The sequence below is a fragment of the Cohnella fermenti genome (assembly GCF_004801405.1).
GTDB lineage: Bacteria > Bacillota > Bacilli > Paenibacillales > Paenibacillaceae > Cohnella > Cohnella fermenti.
On sequence record NZ_SSOB01000003.1, the window covers coordinates 207,821 to 229,907 of the forward strand.

General features: G+C 59.5%; 19 protein-coding genes. 16 read left to right on the plus strand and 3 right to left on the minus strand.

What is annotated here, in order from left to right:
- Positions 1–444: 444 nt before the first annotated feature.
- The 11 genes from recJ (at position 445) to E6C55_RS33610 (ending at position 12,887) form a co-directional block, all read left to right on the plus strand.
- Positions 445–2,877 (plus strand): single-stranded-DNA-specific exonuclease RecJ, encoded by a 2,433-nt coding sequence (gene recJ / locus E6C55_RS03900; protein WP_136368462.1) that lies wholly within the window; start codon positions 445–447, stop codon positions 2,875–2,877.
- A gap of 80 nt (positions 2,878–2,957) precedes the next feature.
- Positions 2,958–3,470 carry an adenine phosphoribosyltransferase gene (locus E6C55_RS03905; protein WP_136368463.1) on the plus strand — a complete coding sequence of 171 codons (513 nt, stop codon included), beginning with the start codon at positions 2,958–2,960 and terminating at the stop codon, positions 3,468–3,470.
- Between the two features lie 418 nt (positions 3,471–3,888).
- Positions 3,889–4,032: a hypothetical protein gene (locus E6C55_RS33605; RefSeq protein ID WP_168735445.1), complete on the plus strand. Its 144-nt coding sequence runs from the start codon at positions 3,889–3,891 to the stop codon at positions 4,030–4,032.
- Between the two features lie 92 nt (positions 4,033–4,124).
- A complete protein-coding gene (locus E6C55_RS03910) occupies positions 4,125–5,678 on the plus strand; it encodes an efflux RND transporter periplasmic adaptor subunit (protein ID WP_136368464.1) in 1,554 nt (517 codons plus the stop codon).
- Entirely contained in the window at positions 5,678–6,382 is a 705-nt protein-coding gene (locus tag E6C55_RS03915) for an ABC transporter ATP-binding protein (protein WP_136368465.1), read from the plus strand. The genes E6C55_RS03910 and E6C55_RS03915 overlap by 1 nt, the downstream gene beginning before the upstream one ends.
- Positions 6,379–7,545 (plus strand): ABC transporter permease, encoded by a 1,167-nt coding sequence (locus tag E6C55_RS03920; protein ID WP_136368466.1) that lies wholly within the window; start codon positions 6,379–6,381, stop codon positions 7,543–7,545. Before E6C55_RS03915 ends, E6C55_RS03920 begins: the two co-directional genes overlap by 4 nt.
- A gap of 18 nt (positions 7,546–7,563) precedes the next feature.
- A complete protein-coding gene (locus E6C55_RS03925; protein ID WP_136368467.1) occupies positions 7,564–8,247 on the plus strand; it encodes a response regulator transcription factor in 684 nt (227 codons plus the stop codon).
- Complete coding sequence (locus E6C55_RS03930; protein ID WP_136368468.1) at positions 8,244–9,695, plus strand: sensor histidine kinase; 1,452 nt, start codon at positions 8,244–8,246, stop codon at positions 9,693–9,695. The genes E6C55_RS03925 and E6C55_RS03930 overlap by 4 nt, the downstream gene beginning before the upstream one ends.
- 130 nt (positions 9,696–9,825) lie before the next feature.
- On the plus strand, positions 9,826–12,015 hold the full coding sequence (locus E6C55_RS03935) for a RelA/SpoT family protein (protein ID WP_136368469.1): 2,190 nt from the start codon (positions 9,826–9,828) through the stop codon (positions 12,013–12,015).
- 110 nt (positions 12,016–12,125) lie between these two features.
- A complete protein-coding gene (dtd, locus tag E6C55_RS03940; protein ID WP_136368470.1) occupies positions 12,126–12,569 on the plus strand; it encodes a D-aminoacyl-tRNA deacylase in 444 nt (147 codons plus the stop codon).
- Positions 12,570–12,710: 141 nt separating this feature from the next.
- Complete coding sequence (locus E6C55_RS33610; protein WP_168735422.1) at positions 12,711–12,887, plus strand: hypothetical protein; 177 nt, start codon at positions 12,711–12,713, stop codon at positions 12,885–12,887.
- A gap of 35 nt (positions 12,888–12,922) precedes the next feature.
- Here the strand turns inward: E6C55_RS33610 and E6C55_RS33615 are convergent, their stop codons facing one another.
- Positions 12,923–13,324 (minus strand): hypothetical protein, encoded by a 402-nt coding sequence (locus tag E6C55_RS33615; RefSeq protein ID WP_168735423.1) that lies wholly within the window; start codon positions 13,322–13,324, stop codon positions 12,923–12,925.
- A gap of 302 nt (positions 13,325–13,626) precedes the next feature.
- On the opposite strand from E6C55_RS33615, the gene E6C55_RS03950 reads away from it, so the two are divergent.
- Positions 13,627–15,969, plus strand: coding sequence for an S-layer homology domain-containing protein (locus E6C55_RS03950; RefSeq protein WP_168735446.1), 2,343 nt, complete (start codon positions 13,627–13,629; stop codon positions 15,967–15,969).
- A 268-nt stretch (positions 15,970–16,237) separates the two neighbouring features.
- Here E6C55_RS03950 and E6C55_RS03955 read toward each other — a convergent pair whose 3' ends face one another.
- Positions 16,238–16,501, minus strand: a complete 264-nt coding sequence (locus E6C55_RS03955; RefSeq protein ID WP_136368473.1) for a hypothetical protein — start codon at positions 16,499–16,501, stop codon at positions 16,238–16,240.
- A 460-nt stretch (positions 16,502–16,961) separates the two neighbouring features.
- Between E6C55_RS03955 and hisS the strand changes: the two genes are divergently transcribed.
- From hisS to E6C55_RS03970, 3 genes are read left to right on the plus strand one after another with little or no spacing between them, the layout of a single operon-like run.
- The gene (gene hisS / locus E6C55_RS03960) at positions 16,962–18,212 is read left to right on the plus strand and encodes a histidine--tRNA ligase (protein WP_136368474.1); all 1,251 of its coding nucleotides are present in this window, start codon (positions 16,962–16,964) and stop codon (positions 18,210–18,212) included.
- Between the two features lie 44 nt (positions 18,213–18,256).
- A complete protein-coding gene (gene aspS, locus E6C55_RS03965) occupies positions 18,257–20,077 on the plus strand; it encodes an aspartate--tRNA ligase (RefSeq protein WP_136368475.1) in 1,821 nt (606 codons plus the stop codon).
- 47 nt (positions 20,078–20,124) lie between these two features.
- Positions 20,125–20,892: a tRNA threonylcarbamoyladenosine dehydratase gene (locus E6C55_RS03970; protein WP_136368476.1), complete on the plus strand. Its 768-nt coding sequence runs from the start codon at positions 20,125–20,127 to the stop codon at positions 20,890–20,892.
- A gap of 162 nt (positions 20,893–21,054) precedes the next feature.
- Here the strand turns inward: E6C55_RS03970 and E6C55_RS03975 are convergent, their stop codons facing one another.
- Positions 21,055–21,570 carry a ferritin gene (locus tag E6C55_RS03975; RefSeq protein WP_136368477.1) on the minus strand — a complete coding sequence of 172 codons (516 nt, stop codon included), beginning with the start codon at positions 21,568–21,570 and terminating at the stop codon, positions 21,055–21,057.
- A gap of 179 nt (positions 21,571–21,749) precedes the next feature.
- On the opposite strand from E6C55_RS03975, the gene E6C55_RS03980 reads away from it, so the two are divergent.
- Positions 21,750–22,067, plus strand: coding sequence for a hypothetical protein (locus tag E6C55_RS03980; RefSeq protein ID WP_136368478.1), 318 nt, complete (start codon positions 21,750–21,752; stop codon positions 22,065–22,067).
- Positions 22,068–22,087: the final 20 nt, after the last annotated feature.

The window sequence follows — 22,087 nt, forward strand, 5'->3', positions numbered from 1 at the left end:
TACGATATATCACATTCAGTGTCTTGGAACGCGGCGGATTTGCTGGTTTTATGCTAAAATTCACATTCGCGAGCCGAATTCCGGCCGCAATCACTACATATATGCTATAAATCACATAAAACGCTGCAAATCAGAGGGGCGACGGGCCAACGAATGCTATAAATCACATAAAACGCCTCAGTTCGTGCAGAAAGCAGGGGAACGAATGTGAGAAATAGCATAAAAAGTGTTGGTCTGAGTGGATAAAGCGGCAATTCGAGCGGATGACGCGGCGACCCGAGTGGATAAAGCGGCGACCCGAGCGGATAAAGCGGCAATTCGAGCGGGCGGCCAGGCGGCGAGTGTTGAAGTTCGTTCGTCGGTTCGCGAACGGGAGCAACGTGCGGGTGCCGTAAGAGAGTATGTTCTAGGCAAGACGGAGAGAAGGAAGAGGGGGCTTCAGGAATGAGAAAATCGTACCGCTGGCTTCTGGGAGAGGTCGACGAACGGGAGGCGAAGGAGCTCTCTGCAGCGTTGAAGCTGCCTTCCCTGGTGGCGCGGCTGCTCGTCTCGCGAGGCTATCGGACGCCGGAGGCGGCGGAGACGCTCCTGCGCTCCGGCGAAGAGGAGTTCCACGACCCCTACTTGATGCGAGGCATGGAGGCTGCGGCGGAACGGATTCGAAGAGCGCTTGCGGATCGCGAGAAAATACGGGTGTACGGAGATTACGACGCCGACGGGGTCACGTCGACCGCGCTGATGATTCGCCTGCTCAGGCGGTTGGGCGGGGACTTCGACACGTACATCCCTCATCGCAGCCTGGAAGGCTACGGGATGAATCTGAAGGCGATCGATCTCGCGGCCGATGCCGGCGTGCGGTTGATCGTGACCGTCGACAACGGCATCAGCGCGGTGGAGCAGATTGCGTATGCGAAGGAACGCGGCATCGATGTCGTCGTGACGGACCACCACGAGCCGCCCGCCGTGCTGCCGGAAGCCGCTGTCGCGCTGGTCAATCCGAAGCAAGCGAACTGCGGCTACCCGTTCAAGGGACTCTCCGGAGCGGGAGTCGCCTTCAAGCTGGCGCATGCTTTGCTTGGCAAGCTCGAGCCAGCCTTCGCGGACGTCGCGGCGATCGGAACGGTGGCGGACCTTATGCCGCTGACGGGAGAGAACCGAGCGCTCGTCAAGCTCGGGCTAAGCCGGATGGTGAACGATCCGTCCGCCGGCATTCGCGCTTTGGCGGAAGTAAGCGGGACCGAATACGGCAAGCTGTCGAGCGGACGGATCGCATTCGGCCTGGCCCCGCGGCTTAATGCGGGCGGACGGCTGGAGCGGGCGGACGGAGCGGTGCAACTGCTCGTGACGGACAGCGATGACGAAGCGAGGGAGCTTAGCGACAAGCTGAACGAGCTGAACAAGGAGCGGCAATTGCTCGTTGACGAGACGGCTCTGCAAGCCGAGGAGCTCTGGCAGGCGCAGATCGGGGAATGCGGAGGCGAGATGCCGGAAGCGATCGTGCTGGCGGGCGACGGCTGGAATGCCGGCATTGCCGGCCTCGTCGCCTCGAAGCTCGTGGAGCGGTACTACCGGCCGGCCGTCATTCTCGCCCACGATCCCGAGACCGGCAAGTGCAAAGGCTCCGCCCGCTCGATCGAAGGGTTTAACCTGTACGAGGCGCTGAGCGAATGCGCGGACCTGATGGACCATTACGGCGGCCACGAAGCGGCGGCGGGAATGACGCTTGTCCGGGAGAACGTGAAGGAGCTCGGTATCCGCCTGTCTCGCCTGGCGAAGGAGAGAATAGCGGCAGAGGACTGGATTCCGAGCAAGAAGGCGGATCTCGTCTGCTCCGCGGAGGAGCTGACGCTGGAGACGGCCGAATGCTTAAAGCTGCTGGAGCCGTTCGGCAACGGCAATCCGACTCCGCGCCTTGTGCTTAGGGAGGCGGATATCGCGGACGCTCGGGCGCTCGGCAAGGAAGGCAACCATGTCCGGCTCGTCGCCGCTTGCCGCGGGCGCCGCATCGAGGCGGTCGGGTTCGGCATGGCGGACTCGCTCGACCTGCTCCGCTCGGGAACCGCGATGGATCTTCTCGGCGAGCTGACGGTCAACGAGTGGAACGGCAGCCGCCGTGTCCAATTCATGCTGCAGGATCTCAAGGCGAGCAAGCCTGCCGTTCGTGACATGCGGGGAGCGTCGCTGCGCGACCGCTTAAGCGATCTGCTCCGGGGCGGAGCGGTTCAGTTGGCCGTCTTCTGCCCGGCCGGAATAGAGCGGGGACTGCGGGAGCGCGCCGAAGCGGACGGGGGATTCGTGGCCGCTTATTCCGCCTTGGCCTCGGCGACCTCGGAGCTTGAGTGGCCGGGCGGGGAGGGAACCGGAGAGCCTGCGGCGAGCCGGGCTCCGGCGGCCGGGCATGGCGGCGCGGCCGGCTGGACGCTGGCGCTCGCCGGCTTGCCGGACACGCCGGAAGAAGCGGAAGCGCTGAGACGAACGATCGCGCGCCACCGGGACCGGCTGGACGAGATCGTTCTCTTCGCGGGAGAGCACGGCGGCTCGGAGAGGAACGAAGCGTTCCCGGACCGGGAGCGGTTCGGGGACGTCTACAAGCTGTTCCGGAAGCAGGAGAGCTGGGTCGATGCCCCGGACGGGTTCCTGAGACGGGCGGCGGATTCGATGGGCTTGTCGCTTGCGGTCGTACGGATGATGCAGGAGGTGTTCCTTGAACTGGGCTTCCTCACATCGAATCGCTCGCAGATCGCCTGCGTTGCTTCGCCTCCGCGAAGAGGGCTGGAGCTGTCCGAGAGGTATCGGCGGTCGAAGGCGCAGGCCGAACTGGCTTCGCTGGCGCAACTGCCGGTTCGGGAGCTGAAGCGTTGGCTTCTGCGGGAGTAGGCGGGCTTGCGCAATAGCTATCGGCCAGACGGATGTGTATAATTCTATTCATGATAAGAACGGAAGGAGATGTGCGAAGCATGGACTTCAAAGAATACATCCGCGTTATTCCGGACTTCCCGCAGCCGGGAATCCGATTCAAGGATATTACGACCTTGCTGAAGGACGGCAAGGCGTATCAAGCGGCGATCGATTCGCTGAAGGAACTCGTCGCGGACCTGAAGATCGACGTGGTGGCGGGGCCCGAAGCACGCGGCTTCGTCATCGGAGCACCGCTCGCACTTGCGCTCGGCGTCGGCTTCGTCCCGATCCGCAAGAGCGGCAAGCTTCCCGGCGAGACGATCGAAGCGAGCTACGATCTCGAGTACGGCAAGGACAAGCTCGCCGTCCATAAGGATGCGATCGCTCCGGGGCAGCGCGTCCTGATTGCGGACGATCTTCTCGCCACGGGCGGCACGATCGCTACCGCTTCGCAACTGGTCCGCCAGCTCGGCGGCGAGATCGTCGGGGCGGCCTTCCTGATCGAGCTCGGCTATCTGGACGGCCGCGCGAAGCTGACGGATATCGAGACCCGCTCTCTCGTGCAATATTAACGAACGGATGCAAGCCCTCCTCTTCGGTTCCGATGATCGGACCGGAAGGAGGGCTTTTTTTGCTGTTTCCGTCTTTTGTTGGCCTATCGGTAGGGGGATCAATGTTCCTAGAATAAGGTAGCCGCTAAAGCCCGCGAAGCCGCCGAATCTCGCCGGAGATCAGGAATTTATGCGGAAAATCACATTCGTGCAGCTCGATAGCGGGCAGTTTGGGCCATTATATGTGAAAAATCACATTCATGGAGAAGATTCCGGCCCGAATTGCCGGATGTATGCTAAAAATCATATAAAACACCTGGAGTCACCCCGAATCCGGGCCAGCGAATGTGAAAAACCACATAAAATCGCAAAGGTCATTGGATCGGGGGCGAATAGTATGGTCAGCGAAGCTCGGGGGGATGGCGGAGGAATGGGGAAGATGAAGATGAAGATGAAGATGAAGATAAAGATAAAGATGAAGAGGAAGAGGAAGATGAAGAGAAGGGCAGGGAGAGAGCGCGCGGAGGTAAGGAATTCGCCCGAATCCCCTTCGTCTGGATCCCCCGTTTTCATGTGGGCTTAAGCTGGAATTCATCGTCCGTTCATTTAGGAGTGATAGTATTCAGTTAATATTTTCTACATAGTTTGGATTTGATATTGGGAGGCTCACGAGGAATGAAGAAGAAGCGCATCAGAAAGATAATCAATTGGGTCCTCATCGTTTGTGTTCTCGGCGCTGCGGGCGGCGCAGGCTACTGGTACTACACGAAGGATGACACGGTAGCCGCGGCGCAGACCTTCCAGCAATCCCGCGTCACCAAGGGGACGATTACCAATGGCGTATCCGGCTCCGGTTCGGTCGCCGTCAGCGAGACCGAGGATGCGATTGTGTCCGAAGCGGGGACGGTCAGCACGGTAACCGTCGAAGAAGGCGATGTCGTCAAGAAAGGCGACGTCTTGGCCACCTTCGAAGGCGAGGATGTGACCCTGTCGCTGAACAAAGCCAAGCTGAGCTTGCAGCAGCAGGAGATGACGCTCGAGCAGGCGCAGACGAAGTGGAAGAACCTGAAGATCTCGGGCGGCAGCGAAGAAGAGATCGCCTCCGCGGAGATGAGCATCAAGTCGGCTCAGCTCAACATCGAGCAGACGAAGCTGGAGATTCAGGATTATCAGGAGAAGGCCGAAGCTCCGGACCCGATTGTGGCGCCGATCGACGGCACGGTTACGAACGTGGACATCAAGGCCGGTGACGATGTGTCGGCGCGTCTGACTGCTTTTACGCTTGTTAACTACGACAAGCTGGAAGTGACGATCTCGGCCGACGAGCTCGACATTACCAAGCTGAAGGTCGGACAAGAGGCCGACGTCTCGATTGAAGCTCTCTCCGGGCAAGAGATTACCGGCACGGTGACTGAGATATCCAAGAACGGGAGCTCTTCGAACGGGGTGGCGACGTTCCCTGTCATTGTCACGCTGAACGATATCGAGAACGTGCTGCCGGGCATGTCGGCGGACATCACGATCATTATCGAGCAGAAGACGGACGCGCTTATCGTCTCCGTCGACGCGGTGGAATCGATCGGCGGCAAGTACTTCGTTCGCGTGCCGAACGACGGCACGAGCAGCACAACGGGCACGGGCAGCGGAGCGGCTTCCGGCGGCGCAGCTTCCGGTGGAACGGCTTCCGAAGGCAGCGGCGAAGCGGCGCCGAGCGGAGCGCCGGCGGACGGGGCAATGCCAAGCGGCGCACCGGAGGGCTACGATCCGGAGAACATGCCGGAGGGCTTCGACCCGAGCCAGATGGCTAACGGAGGCCAGGACGGCCAATCCGGTGCGTCCGGTCAAAGCGGGCAATCCGGCAGCCGCGGTCAAGGCGGATACGGCGGCTTCGGCGGCGGCCAGGGCGGCGGACGTCAAGGCGGAATGACCGGCACGTCAAATCAATCGAGCAGCAGCGAATTCACGATGCAGGAGATCACGGTCGGCATTACGACGGATTCGCAAGTCGAAGTTCTGACCGGTCTGAGCGAAGGCGATACGGTTCTGATTCCGGTTATCGTCAGCACATCCACCACAACGACCCAGATGGGCGGCATGATGGGCGGCATGGGCGGTATGGGCGGAGACTTCGGCGGAGGCGGCAACTTCGGAGGCGGAGGCGGCTTCAGCGGAGGCGGCGGAGGTGGAGGCACGACCCGCGCCAGCTTCGGTGGAGGAGGCGGACGCTAATGAGCAGCCAAGAACAAGCTCCGCTGATTAGACTCGAGAATATTTACAAGCAATACACGCTTGCCGGAGAGACGTTCAACGCGCTCGACGGAATCGACCTTACGGTCTACCACGGCGACTTCATGGCGATCATCGGGCCGTCCGGCTCCGGGAAGTCGACCTTGATGAACGTGCTTGGCTGCCTCGATCAGCCGACAAGCGGCAAGTACTTCCTTGATGGCAAGGAGGTCGAGGAATTGAGCGAAGGGAAGCTGGCGGCGATTCGCAATACGAAGATCGGATTCATTTTCCAGAGCTTCCATCTGCTGCCGAAGCTGCGAGCTGTCGATAACGTCGAGCTGCCTCTTGTCTATCGCGGGCTGTCTTCAAGCGAACGCCGGGCGAGGGCGAAGGAGGCGCTGACGAAGGTCGGCCTCGGGGAGAAAATGTTCCATATTCCGAATCAGTTATCCGGCGGGCAGCAGCAGCGTGTGGCGATTGCGCGGGCATTGGCGGGGATTCCCCCGCTTCTGCTCGCCGACGAGCCGACCGGGGCGCTCGACAGCAAGACGAGTCGTGACGTTATGGGATTGCTCAAGGAGTTGAACGCGGAAGGCAACACGATCGTCATCATCACCCACGATCCTAACGTAGCCGCGCAGGCGAAGCGTGTCGTCCGCATCCAGGACGGGAAATTGACCGAGGAAAGGACTGAAGCATCGTGAAGTTATCCCAAGGTGTCAAGATGGCTTGGCACAGCGTAAGCTCTCAGAAGATGAGAACTTTGCTCACGGTGCTTGGTATTATGATCGGCGTTGCCTCCGTTACGATCATGGTCGCGATCGGGAACGGGACGGCGGAGCAGGTCAAGAGCCAGATGCAAGGGCTCGGCACGAACATGCTGACGGCGAACGTTGTCGGCCGCGGCGCCGTGACGAGCATTACCCTGGCGGACGCGGAATCGCTGACGGACATCGATGGCGTTGAAGCCTATGCGCCCGTGATCTCAAGCAACGTGACCGCGAAGTACAAGACGACGACGTACAGCGCTTCGGTTCAGGCGACCACGCCGGATTTCGCCGAAGTACGGGACTACACGGTCGCTCAAGGTCGATTCATTAAAGAGATCGACGGGGAGTTCTCCCAGAAGGTTGCCGTTATCGGTTCGGAAGTCGCCGAGGAATTGTCCATCGACGATCCGGTCGGCCAGAAGATCAGCTTAAACGGCAGTTTGTACAAGATCATCGGCGTGTTGGAGTCAAAGGGCTCGACCACGACCGGCTCCAGCGACAACGTCGTCATCATTCCGATCCAGACTGCGCGCGTGGCGCTCAAGACGGATGCGATCCGCACGATCTACGTGCAGGTCGAGAGCAGCGAGAAGGTCGACTTCGTCCAGACGATGCTCGAATTCAACCTGCAGACGTTTTTCCGCAACGACGAGAACTCGTATACGGTGTTCAACCAGGCGGACCTGCTCGCGACGATCACGGAGGTATCGACCTCCATGTCCACGATGCTGACGTACGTCGCGGCGATCTCCCTGCTCGTCGGCGGGATCGGCATCATGAACATGATGCTGACCTCGGTGTCCGAGAGGACAAGGGAGATCGGAATCCGGAAGTCGCTCGGCGCCAAGCAGCGGGACATTCTGTTCCAATTCCTGGTCGAGGCTGCGATGATCGGAGGGCTCGGCGGGCTGGTCGGCGTTGTCGTCGGCGCCAGCGGCTCCAACTTCGCAGGGAAGCTGATGGACTCGCCGGCATCGCCTTCGGTTAATATTATGGTATTGGCGTTGCTGTTCTCGATGGGCGTCGGCGTGCTGTTCGGCTTCCTGCCGGCCCGCCGGGCCTCGAGATTGAATCCGGTAGACGCGTTGAGACAATAAGAAGGAGTGCAGCCCGATATGGCCATCGCCAATATTCTCATCATCGAAGACGATCCTTATATCAGCGAGCTTATCGGACTGTACCTGGGGCGCGAGGGCTTCTCGTTCTCCGTCGCGGCGAACGGGGAGGAAGGCATCGCGCTCTTCCTCTCCGAGCTGCCGGAACTCGTCATCCTCGATCTGATGCTTCCGGGCCTCGACGGGTTCGCGGTGTGCAAGAAGATCCGGTCCGAGCGATCGACGCCGATCATCATTCTGACGGGCAAGGGCGAGAGCTACGACAAGCTGAAGGGCTTCGAGCTCGGAGCGGACGATTACATGGTGAAGCCGTTCGACCCGAAGGAACTGCTGGCCCGGATCAAGGCGGTCATGAAGCGGCTGAAGCCGGGCTTCGCCCGGGAGCCGGTGCGGTATGCGGACCTCGTGATCGACCTGGACCGTTACATCGTGCAGTGCGGGGGCGCGGAGCTGACGCTGCCGCCGAAGGAGATGGAGCTGCTGCACACGCTCGCCACGATGCCGAACCGGGTGCTGACGCGAGAGCAATTGCTCGATCGGGTATGGGGCTACGACTTCGAAGGGGACCCGCGGACGGTGGACGTTCATATTAAACGAATCAGGGAGAAAATCGGGTCGACGCCGAATTACCGGATCGAGACGATAAGAGGAGTCGGCTACAAGTTCGAGGTGGGCGGAGCATGATGCGGTGGAACGGAATCACCGCCAAGCTGCTGCTCGCCTTTTTCGCCGTTCTGGTCATCTCGTTCGCCTCGACGGCGTTGTTCTCTTCCTGGTTCGTGCGCACGGAGCTGAACGATCGGAATGTGCGCTTCGAGAAGGATCAGCTTAGCGTCGCGGCTGCGCTTGTCCGCAGCTCTTACCGGGAGAATTGGGACCCCGGCATGATGAGGGCCGCGCTTCGGCTCGCTTCGGGGCCGATCAACCGCACGTTGTTCGTGCTGAACGCGCAAGGCGAGACCCTTATGCAGACCGGCTCCCAGGATGCCGAGACGCTCGACCTGGACGACTGGGAAGTCGCACGGGAAGAGCTGGAGGAAGGCAAGCCGTTCCTGGACGTGCCGTCGCTCGCCGACCCGCGCGTCTCGCTGTCTGCGACGGCGATCAACGGAACGGACGACATGGAAGCAAAGTATCTCGTTATCCGCACGGTGGTCGAGCCGCGTCCTTTGTTTTTTTTCAACAGCGGGTTCCGTTCGATCATGATTACCGCCTTCGTCGTCGGGTTCGTCATTGTCGCCTTCGTGTCCGGGAAGCTCAGCTCCCGCATTCGGAAGATGAGCGAAGCGGCGCGGATGATCGCCAAGGGGCGGTTCGATATCCGGCTGTCTGCGAAGCCGAAGGACGAGCTCGGCGAACTGGCCGACTCCTTGAACCACATGTCGGAGGAGCTCGCGAGTCTGGACCGAATGCGCCGGGAATTCCTCGCCAACGTGTCGCACGATCTCCGCTCGCCGCTCACTTCGATCGGAGGCTACGTGGAGGCGATGATCGACGGGGCCATTCCCCAGGAGCGAAGCGGCATCTACCTGGGCCTCATCCGCGAGCAGACCCAGCGCATGAATCGGCTCGTGAACGATCTGCTCGAGGTGGCGAGGATGGAAGCGGGGCAGCTCGACATCCATCCGGCGAATTACAATATCTCGGAGTGGGTGCGCCGGCTGCTCGCCGGACTCGACCCGGACTTTACCCGGCGGAATCTCGGCTTCTCGCTGCTTGGCGACCAGGAGGACGTATGGGTGAAGGCCGATCCGAACCGGATCGATCAAGTGCTGTCGAATCTGCTGCTCAACGCGATCCAATTCTCGCCGAACGGCAAGTCGGTCGAGGTGTCGATCGAGCGGCGCGGGGATGTCGCGCTCATCGGAGTTCACGATCATGGCGTCGGCATCGCGGAGGCGAATCTCGACAAGGTGTGGCAGCGGTTCTACAAGTCGGACAAGGCGCGGTCGGCGCATTCCGGAAGCGGGCTGGGTCTGTCGATCGTGCGCCACGTGCTGGAGAAGCACGGAACCCGCGCAACGGTGTCGAGCAAGCTGGGAGAAGGCACGAGCTTCTGGTTCGAGCTGGAGGCGGTGGAGCCCCCCGCATCGGCCCGTCACTATGTGGGACGCGAGCCGCTGGAAGAGTAGGAACGTATGCCCGGAAGGTCTGGAGTTGCCCTGTGTCGGTTGACGATTCCTGCCGCCAAGAGGCATAATGTAAGGAATAACTTCTTGGCACAGCGGCGGCGCCTCCGGCCTGCGGAAAGGAATCAAAGCAATGGGCATGGAGCAATTGCTCGAGAAAGCTTCAACCTATATGAGAGACCAGGATTTGCAGCGGGTGAGAGAAGCGTTCGAATACGCGGACGAAGCTCATCGGGGACAACTGCGCAAATCCGGCGAACCTTATATTCTTCATCCGGTCGCGGTGGCCGAGATCCTCGTCAACATGCAGATGGATGTGGTCACGGTCATCGCGGCGCTGCTTCACGACGTTGTCGAAGATACGAACGTCACCTTGGAAGACTTGAAGGAGCACTTCGGCGAGACAATCGCAGGGCTTGTCGACGGCCTTACGAAGCTGGAGAAGATCCAATTCCGTTCCAAGGAAGAGCAGCAGAACGAGAACTACCGGAAGATGTTCGTCGCCATGGCGAACGACATCCGCGTCATCCTGATCAAGCTCGCCGACCGGCTGCACAACATGCGCACGCTGAAGTATCAGAGCGAAGAGAGCCAGCGCCGCATCGCCCACGAGACGATGGAGATCTACTGCCCGATCGCCCACCGGCTCGGGATCAGCGCGATCAAGTGGGAGATGGAAGACATCGCGTTGCGCTTCCTCAACCCCCAGCAATACTACCGAATCGCGAACCTCATGAAGAAGAAGCGAACGGAGAGGGAGCAGTACATCTCCGACCTCATCGCCAAGATCCGCGAGAAGCTCGAGGAGATGGGCATCCAAGGCGACATCTCCGGCCGTCCCAAGCACATCTACAGCGTGTTCAAGAAGATGACGACCCGCAACAAGCAGTTCAACGAGATTTACGACTTGCTGGCGATTCGCATCCTTGTCGATAACGTCAAGGATTGCTATGCGACGCTCGGGATCATTCATACGCTGTGGAAGCCGATGCCGGGGCGCTTCAAGGATTACATCGCGATGCCCAAGGCGAACATGTACCAGTCCCTCCATACGACGGTGGTCGGTCCGACCGGCGAGCCGACGGAGGTGCAGATCCGAACGTGGGAGATGCACCGGACAAGCGAGTACGGGATCGCGGCCCACTGGGCGTACAAGGAAGGCAAGGAGCAGGGCGTCGTTCAAGGCTCCTTCGGGGACAAAATGAACTGGTTCCGCGAGATCATCGAGCTCCAGCAGGAGACGAGGGACGCGGCCGAATTCATGGAGTCGCTGAAGATGGATTTTTTCACCGATCTTGTGTTCGTATTCACGCCGAAGGGCGAGGTGTTCGAGCTTCCCGCCGGTTCGGTGCCGCTCGACTTCGCCTATCGCATTCATACGGAAGTCGGCAATCGCACGATCGGAGCGAAGGTGAACGGGCGGATCGTTCCGCTCGACCATAAGCTGAAGACCGGCGACATCGTCGAGATTCTGACCTCGAAGCACTCCTACGGGCCCAGCCAGGACTGGCTGAAGATCGCCCAATCGTCGCATGCCCGCAGCAAGATCCGGCAGTGGTTCAAGAAGGAGAAGCGCGAGGAGAATGTCGAGAAGGGCTGGGATTCGCTCGAGCGCGAGCTGAAGCGCATCGGCCTTGAGCCGTCGGAATGGATGACGGACGAGAAGCTGCTCGAAGCGGCGCGCAAGTTCACGTTCAACGATATCGAGGACATGATGTCCGCAATCGGCTTCGGCGGCATCACCGCGGCGCAGATCTGCACCAAGCTGACGGAGAAGATGCGCCGGGAGATGGAAGAGGCGCAGCAGATTCAGCTTACCGGCGAGGTGCACAAGGAAGCGAAGGCGATTCCGGAGCGGAAGAATCGGCCGTCGAGCGGCGTGGTCGTCAAGGGCGTCGACAATCTGCTCGTTCGCTTCGCGCGTTGCTGCAATCCGGTTCCCGGCGACGAGATCGTCGGCTACATCACCCGCGGCCGGGGCGTCTCCGTCCATCGGACCGACTGCGCGAACCTGCCGCAGGCAACGGAGGGCGAAGAGGCGGCGCGCGTTATCGAGGTCGAGTGGGAAGAGGCGGTTGAAGCCAACTACAGCGTCGAGATCGAGGTGCTCGGGCATGATCGCCGCGGCTTGCTGAACGAGGTGCTGCAGGCGGTGTCGGAGAGCAAGACGAACATGGCGGCCGTCTCGGGCCGTTCGGATCGCAACAAGGTCGCCATCATCCATCTGACGATTCTGATCCGCAACAAGGATCATCTTCATACCGTTGTGGAGAAGATCAAGCGGGTTAAGGATATTTTCTCCGTTCAGCGGATGATGCAGTAGGCGATAGGAACAGAGGCGAGGAGCAGGGAACAAAGCGAGGAGTATGGAATAAGGGCCAGGCGAGGCGTTGGATTCGCTTGGACGACAGGCCGGAGGGCATCAGGCAGCCAATGAGAGTCGTACTGCAAAGAGTGGCGGAAGCGAGCGTTCGCGTGGAAGGTCGGGTTGTCGGCGAGATCGGCAAGGGGCATCTGCTTCTCGTCGGAATCGCGCCGGGCGACGGCGAGAAGGAACTGGGCTGGATGGCGGACAAGGTTGCCGGCCTGCGGGTGTTCGAGGACGAGGCGGGCAAGATGAACCTGTCGCTCGAGGACATCGGAGGCGCGATTCTATCGGTGTCGCAGTTCACTCTGTACGGAGATTGCCGGAAGGGCCGGAGGCCGAACTTCATGGGTGCCGCGAAGCCGGAGCTGGCGTCGGAGCTGTACGACCGGTTTAACGCGATGCTGCGCGAGAAGGGCATCCGGGTCGAGACCGGCGTGTTCGGTGCGATGATGGACGTCTCGCTTGTGAACGACGGACCGGTCACGCTTATTCTGGACAGCCCGGAGTGAGAAGGCGGGAGTGGTCAGAAGGAAGACGGACGGAATAAGATTGCTGTTGGCGGCTTGTCTTGTGCGATGAATGATTGAAGCGGCGCTTCGTTGGCAACACTACATGTCGATCCCTTGTTGTGGAAAGGAAGTCGACGGATAGTGAGGCAAGCGGCGAAGGAAGCGAAGCTGCAGCGCGCAATGCGCGAAGGGGAGCCGCTCGACCGCCGGGCGGCGCTGGCCATGCAGGCCGGTACCGAGTTCGCGGGCGAGTTGGGCGAGGACGTTCGAAGCGGTGCCGGCTACGGCCGGAGGCATCCGCCGATGTCCCGCGGCTAGAAGCAAACGTGGCAACGGAAGAAGGGGCTGGCCGTCTAAGGACGGCGCGGCTCTTTTTTTGACAGTGGGGGCCAACCCAGCAACCCCAGCAACCCCAGCAACCCCAGCAACCCCAGCAACCCCAGCAACCCCAGCAACCCCAGCAGCCCCAGCAACCCCAGCAACCCCAGCAACCCCGCAGCCCCAGCAACCCCGCCACCCCCGTCGCCCCGACAACCATCTCGCCATCTCTGTCGATGTCGCTGGCTGTCGGATTTTATGTGAAAAATCACATTCGAGCGGCTTAATAATGGCAGTTTGGGCGATTTTATGTGAAAAACAGCATACATAAAGAAAATGTCAGCTCGAGTTGCCGGATGTACACTAAAAATCACATAAAACGCCTCGATTGCCGCCAATTCAAGCCAATGAATGTGAAAAATCACATAAAATCGCAAAAGTCCTCGGATCCCCCCCCTATTTCGCCGCACCATTTCCTCAAACTATTCCCTCAGACCATTCCCTCAGACCATTCCCTCAGACCATTCCCTCAGACCATTCCCTCGAACCATTTCGCCGCGCTAAGTCCAAAGTCACGAAAAATGGATAAAACTTTCGAATAAGAGCAACTTTTGTCTCATGAAGCGTTAGTTTTTATCCGATAAATGGAATAGAAAAGCGATACTATCATTTAGAATACCGACGTGTCGTTTTTTTTAAGGAACGGATGGATTTCTTTTTTCAAATTGGAGGCGGGAGTTTGAAGAAGAAAACGTTGGTTTGGTCTGCGGCGCTTGCGCTCGGACTGGGGGCCGTATCAGCGGCAGGCGCGGAAACGAGCTTGGCGGCAACATCGGCTGATTTCACGGATTTGAAGGATCTCGACACCGCCACAAAGGCGAAGTTCGACGCGTTGATCGCGGCAGGCATCTTCGAAGGGGTCAGCGACACGAGCTTCGGACTTCAAGAGGAGATGAATCGCGCACAATTCGCGAAGGTAGCCGCATTGATTCTGGACCTTAAAGCCGATGCGACAACTTCGAGCTTCAGCGATGTGAAGGCGGACGGTGCGAACGGGTATGCACTGCCCTACATCGAGGCCTTGAAGCAAGCGGGACTTACGGACGGAATCGGCGAAGGCCAGTTCAACCCGGCAGGCAAGGTGACGAAGGAACAGTTGGCGACGTTCCTCGTTCGCATTCTCGGCAAGGATACGGAAGCGGAGCAAACCGCCGGCGTGAACGATGGTAGCGTCTCCGATTGGGCGAAAGGCTATGTGGCGAAGGCCATTGAGTTAAAATTGCTGTCCAACGGCGCGGATGGCAAATTTGGCGGAACGACCAACGCCACTCGTGACCTGCTTGTGCTGGGCTCATACGAAACGAAGGTCACTTACGAAGAGTTGATACCGCTCAGAGTGAGCGGGGCCGAGTTCGGCGAAGGGAATACGCTGGAGCTGACGATAAGCGGGGGGATCGACGAGAGCTCGATCGACCTATCGAAGATTACGGTGAACGGCAAAGCTCTCGACCCGACGAAGGATAGCTTCAAGCTGTCCGACGACAAGAAGTCCATCGTCATCACTCTCCACGACGGCTTCACGATCGATACGGCGACGGACCCTGTCGTCAAGGCGGACGGATTAAAGACGCTTTTCGGCAACGAGGTAAAGAACGATGATTCGCAGCCGATTCCGGTCAAGGTAACGACCGCTCCGAAGGGATCGACGTCTTCGGCGACAACGACGACGACCTCGACGACACCTTATACGCCTCCGGCGAGCGTCGCGGTTCCTGTTATCTCTTCCGCGTCTGAGGTTGCCTCGACTTCCGCTCACTTCGGCATTACGGCTTCCGTTGCGGGAACAGTGTACTACGCTGTTTATCCGTCTGTTGCGTCAGCTCCGTCGCTGGATCTGATCATGGATGCAGGAAGCAGCCATGTGGCGGCGGCAGAGCAATTGAGCTTCACGATCGATCTGACCGAATTGACGCCGAACACGTCCTACGTTCTCTACGCATTCGAACGCAATTCGTCCGGAGTGAACTCCGCTCTTGCGTCCAACGCGTTCACGACGCTCGAGGCGGAGGAGGAGCAAGAGGAACCGCAGCAACCGCAAGAGCCGACGATCTCGATCGATACTTCGAGCCTGTCGACCGACTCTCACGGCTTCAGCTTAAGCGTATCTGCGTCGGCGGAGATTGAGACGTTGTATTACTTCGTTGTTCCGGGCGCCTACAATTCTTCTTATAATGCAGAGACCGTTAAAGGCACGGCGGATTCGTCTATTCCCGTAACGAACAGCCAGGTGACCGTGTCCGACGACGCTCTCGCGGCTGCGACTTCGTATACCGTCTATATTGTCGGCGAATCGGCCTCCGGCTTGACCTCGGTTGCTTACCAATCGTTCACGACCGCCGCTGCCGCTGCTGCCGCTCCATACACGGCAACGTTCGATCAAGCGGGAACCTTGCGTACGGAATCGGGCTCGACCAGTACGATTACGGCTCAAGCGACCTCCGACGGTGCCGATACGGTGCATTACGTTCTTGTGGACAGCATGGAAGCGGGAATGTCGGAAGCTCTTATCTTGGAAGGCAAGAATGCCGGCGGGGGAGCGGCGATCCGCTCAGGCACGATGACCAAGGCGGGCAACGGGTTCACGGTAACGCTCGATAATCTGGACTCGAATAAAACCTACTATTTGTATGCTGTCGGCTCTAATACGCTCGGTACGGGTTCGTTGTCGACTTATATTTATTATCGGACGGACAGCGTGCTGAATGAGTTTGATGTGACCTTGGACGGTATTCAAGCGACGGTGGGTTACACAAGCTCTTATTACAATATCTATTACTTGGTTGAGACCTATGATTCGGTAGAACCGACTGCTCCATCGGCGGATTATGTCATTACTTACGGTATGTCGTCCACTAACATGAATGTTCTCACCATTAATGAACTAATGTTGTCGATGCAGTCAGCCAAGATTTACTTCGTAGTTGTGGACGGCGCTTATCGCTCGAATGTGGTTGAGGCGGATTACGCAAGCGGCGGCTCCGGAGGGCTCCCAGGCGGCGGGATTATTTTGCCTCCGTGGTGATGCAGCGGGTTTGAATCGATAATAGCGCTTCCTTTTTTGTAACCAAACCGTAATCTTTGTAACATCGTTCTTTAAAACAAATGGCTTATTATAAATAGCGACCCCCTTTTTTTAATATAATTCATTTGGACCTGCCGGTGATTCGGCAGGTTATTTTCTTTGTCATGGAGACGAACAGGGGGAAGGACGCTGCGAATCAAGACGATGGAGTCGGCGAGGGTGGTGCTGCCCGGCGATGGCGATGGGGAACGAAGATGTATGTGAAAATTCACATTGGTGCTGCTCCGAAACGGGTGATTTGGATGATTTTATGTGAAAAACCACATTCATAAGGGCCGTTTCGCCTCGAACTGCCCTTATATATGCTAAAATTCACATAAAACACCTCGATCATGCGGAAATCCAAACAACGAATGTGAAAAACCACATAAATTGCATGTTGCTGTAACGAAGCCAAGCCGCCGCCCGACAAGCCATCGCCCACACCAAGCCATCCTCCACCGTCGCCATCCAGTCCAGAGTCATCATCCAAGTTGACACGCCTCGCCGCGGTGTATTAGAATAAGTAACAATTGTATCTAGCCATGGATTCCATGACGGGAAGAAGTACTCCGGACCCAGGTCCCCAGAGAGGAGAGCCTTCAGGCTGCAAGCTCTCCGACGATGACCGGACGAACGACCTCCCCGAGAACCCGTTGCGAACGGCAGGCTTACCCGCGAATGCGTCAGGCTTAAGTTGTTAGGCTAATGACGCCGCATTTAAGGGATGAGCTGCTCATTAGCTTCGCGGCGTCGCCGGGCGTTAACCGGATCAAGCGCGAACGTGCGCGGTCGGCTCGATTGAGCTGGATTCGCACCGTTCGAATGACGGGTGGTACCGCGGAAGAGGAGTAAGAGCTTCCGTCCCTGACAGGCGATTGCCTTCAGGGACGGGGGCTTTTTTTGATCGCACCCGCGTGGCAGATGGAAGAGGAAGAAAGGGAGGATCAAGCATGGCGTTCCAGAAACCGCCGGGTACGCAGGATATTCTGCCCGGCAAGTCGGAGACGTGGCAGTTCGTGGAGAAGACGGCGAGAGAGATCTGCCGCAGGTATCACTTCCGCGAGATCCGCACTCCGATCTTCGAGATGACGGAGCTGTTCAAGCGGGGGGTTGGCGAGACGACCGACATCGTAGAGAAGGAGATGTACACCTTCGAGGACCGCGGCAACCGCAGCATGACGCTCCGGCCGGAAGGGACGGCGGGAACGGTTCGTTCCTACGTGGAGAACAAGCTGTACGGCGAGCCGGACCTGGCGAAGCTGTATTACATCGGACCGATGTTCCGCTACGAGCGGGCGCAAGCGGGCCGGTATCGCCAGTTCCACCAGTTCGGCGTGGAGGCGATCGGCTCCGACAGCCCGGCGCTCGATGCCGAGGTTATCGCGCTCGGCTACCACTTCTATAAGGAAGTCGGGCTTACAGGCGTTACGGTCGAGATCAATTCGGTCGGTACGCCGGAGGTTCGCGCGGCGTTCCGCTCGAAGCTGCTCGAATTCCTGACTCCGATGAAGGATAGCCTATGCGAGGATTGTCAATCGCGCATGGAACGCAATCCGCTGCGTGTCCTGGATTGCAAGGTGGATCAGGACAAATTCGCGGACGCGCCGTCGATTCTCGACAGCCTAGACGAGGCGTGCGAAGCGCACTTCGCTACGGTTCGGGCTTGTCTGGACGGGATGGGCATTCCTTACCGGATCAATTCCCGTCTGGTGCGGGGGCTCGATTATTACACCCACACCGCGTTCGAGTACAAGGCCCAAGGAATCGGCGCGATCGATACCGTCGGCGGCGGCGGCCGCTACAACGGCCTTGTGGCGGACATCGGCGGGGACGACCGGCCGGGCGTCGGCCTCGGCATCGGGCTTGAGCGCACGCTGATGCTGCTCGAGAACCAAGGCGTGAAGCCGGACTCCGGCTCGCCGGTCGACGTGTTCGTCATGACGCTCGGCGAGCGTGCGGCCCGCGAATCGGCCGCGATCGTCCAGCGGCTGCGGAATGCGGGGCTTGCCGTCGAGCAAGACTTCCAGGGGCGCAAGACGAAGAGCCTGTTCAAGGCCGCAGAGCGTGCAGGTGCCACGTACGTCGCGATTCTCGGAGACGATGAGCTGGACCGGGGCGAGATCGCGCTGAAGCACCTGGCTACGCAAGAGCAGCGTCAAGTCAAGCTAGGCGAGCTGGAAGCCGCGATTCGCGGCAACTAACGAACGAATACACACAACCGATCAGGTAAAGGGGAACAAACGACATGATGCTCAAAAACCGCGACTGCGGCACGTTAACGAAACAACACGTAGGGGAAACGGTCATTCTGAACGGGTGGGTGCAAGGCTGGCGCGACTTCGGCGGCCTGCTCTTCATCGATCTTCGCGATCGCTCCGGCATTGTCCAGATCGTCTTCAACCCGGAATTCGACAAGCAGGCGCTTGAGGTCGGCAGCCGCGCCCGGAACGAGTACGTTCTGGCCGTCAAGGGCAAGGTGGTCGAGCGCGATCCGGAGACGTTCAACGCGAACCTTGCGACCGGCGAGATCGAGATTCAGGTTCAAGAAGTCGAAGTGGTGAACAGCGCGAAGACGCCTCCGTTCCCGATCGAGGACGGCGTCGAGGTGGATGAGTCGCTTCGCCTGAAGTTCCGTTACCTCGATCTTCGCCGTCCGGAGATGCAGAAGACGCTGCGCCTCCGCTCGAAGGCGACGAAGGTGTTCCGCGACTTCCTCGACAACAACGGCTTCATCGACGTCGAGACGCCGATTCTGACGAAGAGCACGCCGGAAGGCGCGCGCGACTACCTCGTGCCGAGCCGTGTGCACCCGGGCGAATTTTTCGCGCTCCCGCAGTCTCCGCAGTTGTTCAAGCAGCTTCTGATGATCGGCGGACTTGAGCGCTACTATCAAGTGGCTCGTTGCTTCCGCGACGAAGACCTGCGCGCGGATCGCCAGCCGGAATTTACCCAGGTGGACATCGAGACGAGCTTCCTGTCCCAGGATCAACTGCTCGCGATGATGGAAGAGCTGATGGCTCGCCTGTTCAAGGAGACGGTCGGCGTCGACATTCCGACCCCGTTCCAGCGGCTCACGTATCATGACGCGATCCACAAGTATGGCTCCGACAAGCCGGACCTTCGCTTCGACCTCGAGATCAAGGACGTTACCGACATCGTCAAGGGCAGCGACGTCAAGGTGTTCGCTTCCGTCGCTGCCTCCGGCGGCGTCGTCAAGGCGCTGAACGCGAAGGGCTGCGCAAGCTGGAGCCGCAAGGAGCTCGACGATCTGCAGCCGTTCGCCGCCCGCTACGGCGGCAAGGGCATCGCCTGGATCACGATCAAGGACGGCGAATGGAAGGGGCCGATCGTCAAGTTCTTCAAGCCGGAAGAGATCGCCGCGCTGACCGAGCGCCTGAACGTCGAAGAAGGCGATCTGCTCACCTTCTCCGCCGACAAGCTGAAGACGGCTGCCGATGTCATGGGCAACCTGCGCCTGAAGGTCGGCCGCGAGCTCGGCCTGATCGACAACAGCGCATTCAAGTTCCTGTGGGTCGTCGACTTCCCGCTCGTCGAATGGGATGAAGAAGCGAAGCGCTACGTGGCGCTGCACCATCCGTTCACCCGTCCGCACGACGACGATCTGGCACTGTTCGATACCGATCCGGGCGCGATCCGCGCGCAAGCGTACGACATCGTCTTGAACGGCTACGAAGTGGGCGGCGGCTCGATGCGGATCTATCGCCGCGACGTGCAGGAGAAGATGTTCTCCGCGCTCGGCTTCACGATGGAAGAAGCGAAGGACAAGTTCGGCTTCTTCCTGGACGCCTTCGAATACGGCACGCCTCCGCACGGCGGCATCGCGTTCGGTCTCGACCGTCTGATCATGCTGCTCTCCGGCCGCACGAACCTGCGCGAGACGATCGCGTTCCCGAAGACGGCAAGCGCGACCGACCTGCTGACCGACGCGCCGTCCACCGTCGCGGATCGCCAGATGGAAGAACTGCATATCCGCTTGTCCGCGAAGGCGCTCGCCGCCCAAGCGAAGGCGGCCGCTCCGGCAGCGGAAGAAGGCGCGGCGGAGTAATCCGGCAAGCGGCATTCCATTATCCATGGAGGAGTTGAACGAGCATCATGCTGCATCAATTCTCGAGAACCGAGCTTGCGATCGGACCGGACGGGCTCGACATTCTGAAGGGAAGCACCGTGGCCGTCCTCGGAATCGGCGGAGTCGGCTCGATTGCGGCCGAGGCGCTCGCCCGGTCGGGAGTCGGCCGACTTATCCTGATCGACAAGGACGTCGTCGACATCACGAACATCAACCGGCAGATTCACGCGCTGACGACGACCGTCGGGCAGCCGAAGGCGGATCTGATGCGCGACCGCATCAAGCTGATCAATCCGGACTGCGACGCGATCTCGCTGCGGATGTTCTACACGGAAGAGACGTACGAGGAGCTGTTCAAGTATCCGCTCGACTATGTCGTCGATGCCTCCGATACGATCTCGTACAAAATCCATCTGATCAAGCAATGCCTGCAGCGCAAAATTCCGATCATCTCCAGCATGGGCGCGGCGAACAAGACGGACCCGTCCCGGTTCGAGGTGGCCGATATCTCGAAGACAAGCGTCGATCCGATCGCGCGCGTGATTCGATTGAAGCTGCGGAAGGAAGGCATCAAGAAGGGCGTGAAGGTCGTCTTCTCCAAGGAGGAGCCGCTGAAGCCGCTTGAGGACGTCACCCAGCGGATCGTGCCCGATACCGCGCCGAAGGAGATCCGCAAGGCGCAGCAGCCTCCGGCGAGCAATGCCTTCGTGCCGCCGGTAGCGGGGCTGATCATGGTCGGCGTCGTGTTCCGCGAATTGGTCGAGAAGGGCAAGCAGAAGCGGGAGAACGACTGATCCCGCACGGGAACGCTCCGGCTCACCCCCTGCTCAAGCCCAATCACAAGCAAGCATGAGCAAGCACAAGCAAACACGAACAAGCCCCCATTACCGCCCGGCAAAAGGCGATAATGGGGGCTTGTCTGCGTTAGGCGAGCCGCCCGAGAACTTAGAACGAACTTACTCGGCTTCGCCCGCCGGCGGCGTGAACGAGCGGGCAGCCAGCTCCGCGTCCATCATGTAGAGCGCGTTGCTGTCCATATCGATGCGGCGAAGCTTCTGGATAATCGAATCGAACGTATCCTCTTCTTCGACCTGCTCGTCGATGAACCACTTCAGGAAGTTGATCGTCGCGTGCTCGCGATCTTCCCATGCGGCGTCCGACAGCGCGTAGATGCGCTGCGTCACGGTCTGCTCGTGGCTGTAGGAATGCTCGAACGCATCCAGCAGCGATTCGTATTCAACCTGCGGGTTCGGCATGCCGGTAACGACGGCTCGCTTGCCCATCTGATTGATGAAGTGGTAGATCTTCATGGCGTGGAACTTCTCCTCTTCCGCTTGCACCACGAAGAAGTTGGCGAACCCGTCATAGCTCTCGGCAGAGCAATACGCGGCCATGGCCAGGTATACCTGCGAGGAATAGAACTCATAGTTCATCTGATCGTTAAGCTTGTCCAACAGAGCTTGATTGAGCATGGTTGACACCTCCTGTTCCCCATTATATGACATTCCCCGCGAACGAACAACGCCCCTTTACCGACACCGCTCGCCCGGACAAGGTGCCCCTTTTGCCAGTGGCGATACGATTGTCTCTATCTAACCTGCCAGTCCTGTCATAGATTGAATCATCCTTATTATTCAGGAGGTGTATCGAGATGAAGATGCAGATTCGCTCCGAGCACAAGTCCTGCTGCAAGACCGGGCACGCGCGCTTGGAATGCGGTTACGTGATCCCGGGCGACTGGCTCAGCGGAATCGTATGCCGCCAGGTCCATCATTCGGGCGGTCATCATCGCACGGGAGGCCACCATACGGGGGGCCATCGAACCGGATGCCATCATAAGAGCGGCCATCACACAGGAGGTCACCGCACGGGAGGCCATCGCACGGGAGGTCATCGGACAGGCGGCCATCGCACGGGCGGACATCGGACAGGCGGGCACCGCACCTGCGGCTGCCACGGAGAAGAATAATCGGCAATATCCGCCTTTAA

What these genes read in the sequence shown, in the direction of transcription:
- recJ (WP_136368462.1), top strand. Translation starts at nt 445, where the DNA reads ATGAGAAAATCGTACCGCTGGCTTCTGGGAGAGGTCGACGAACGGGAG.
- E6C55_RS03905 (WP_136368463.1), top strand. Translation starts at nt 2,958, where the DNA reads ATGGACTTCAAAGAATACATCCGCGTTATTCCGGACTTCCCGCAGCCG.
- E6C55_RS33605 (WP_168735445.1), top strand. Translation starts at nt 3,889, where the DNA reads ATGAAGATGAAGATGAAGATGAAGATAAAGATAAAGATGAAGAGGAAG.
- E6C55_RS03910 (WP_136368464.1), top strand. Translation starts at nt 4,125, where the DNA reads ATGAAGAAGAAGCGCATCAGAAAGATAATCAATTGGGTCCTCATCGTT.
- E6C55_RS03915 (WP_136368465.1), top strand. Translation starts at nt 5,678, where the DNA reads ATGAGCAGCCAAGAACAAGCTCCGCTGATTAGACTCGAGAATATTTAC.
- E6C55_RS03925 (WP_136368467.1), top strand. Translation starts at nt 7,564, where the DNA reads ATGGCCATCGCCAATATTCTCATCATCGAAGACGATCCTTATATCAGC.
- E6C55_RS03930 (WP_136368468.1), top strand. Translation starts at nt 8,244, where the DNA reads ATGATGCGGTGGAACGGAATCACCGCCAAGCTGCTGCTCGCCTTTTTC.
- E6C55_RS03935 (WP_136368469.1), top strand. Translation starts at nt 9,826, where the DNA reads ATGGGCATGGAGCAATTGCTCGAGAAAGCTTCAACCTATATGAGAGAC.
- dtd (WP_136368470.1), top strand. Translation starts at nt 12,126, where the DNA reads ATGAGAGTCGTACTGCAAAGAGTGGCGGAAGCGAGCGTTCGCGTGGAA.
- hisS (WP_136368474.1), top strand. Translation starts at nt 16,962, where the DNA reads ATGGCGTTCCAGAAACCGCCGGGTACGCAGGATATTCTGCCCGGCAAG.
- aspS (WP_136368475.1), top strand. Translation starts at nt 18,257, where the DNA reads ATGATGCTCAAAAACCGCGACTGCGGCACGTTAACGAAACAACACGTA.
- E6C55_RS03970 (WP_136368476.1), top strand. Translation starts at nt 20,125, where the DNA reads ATGCTGCATCAATTCTCGAGAACCGAGCTTGCGATCGGACCGGACGGG.
- E6C55_RS03975 (WP_136368477.1), bottom strand. Translation starts at nt 21,570, where the DNA reads ATGCTCAATCAAGCTCTGTTGGACAAGCTTAACGATCAGATGAACTAT.
- E6C55_RS03980 (WP_136368478.1), top strand. Translation starts at nt 21,750, where the DNA reads ATGAAGATGCAGATTCGCTCCGAGCACAAGTCCTGCTGCAAGACCGGG.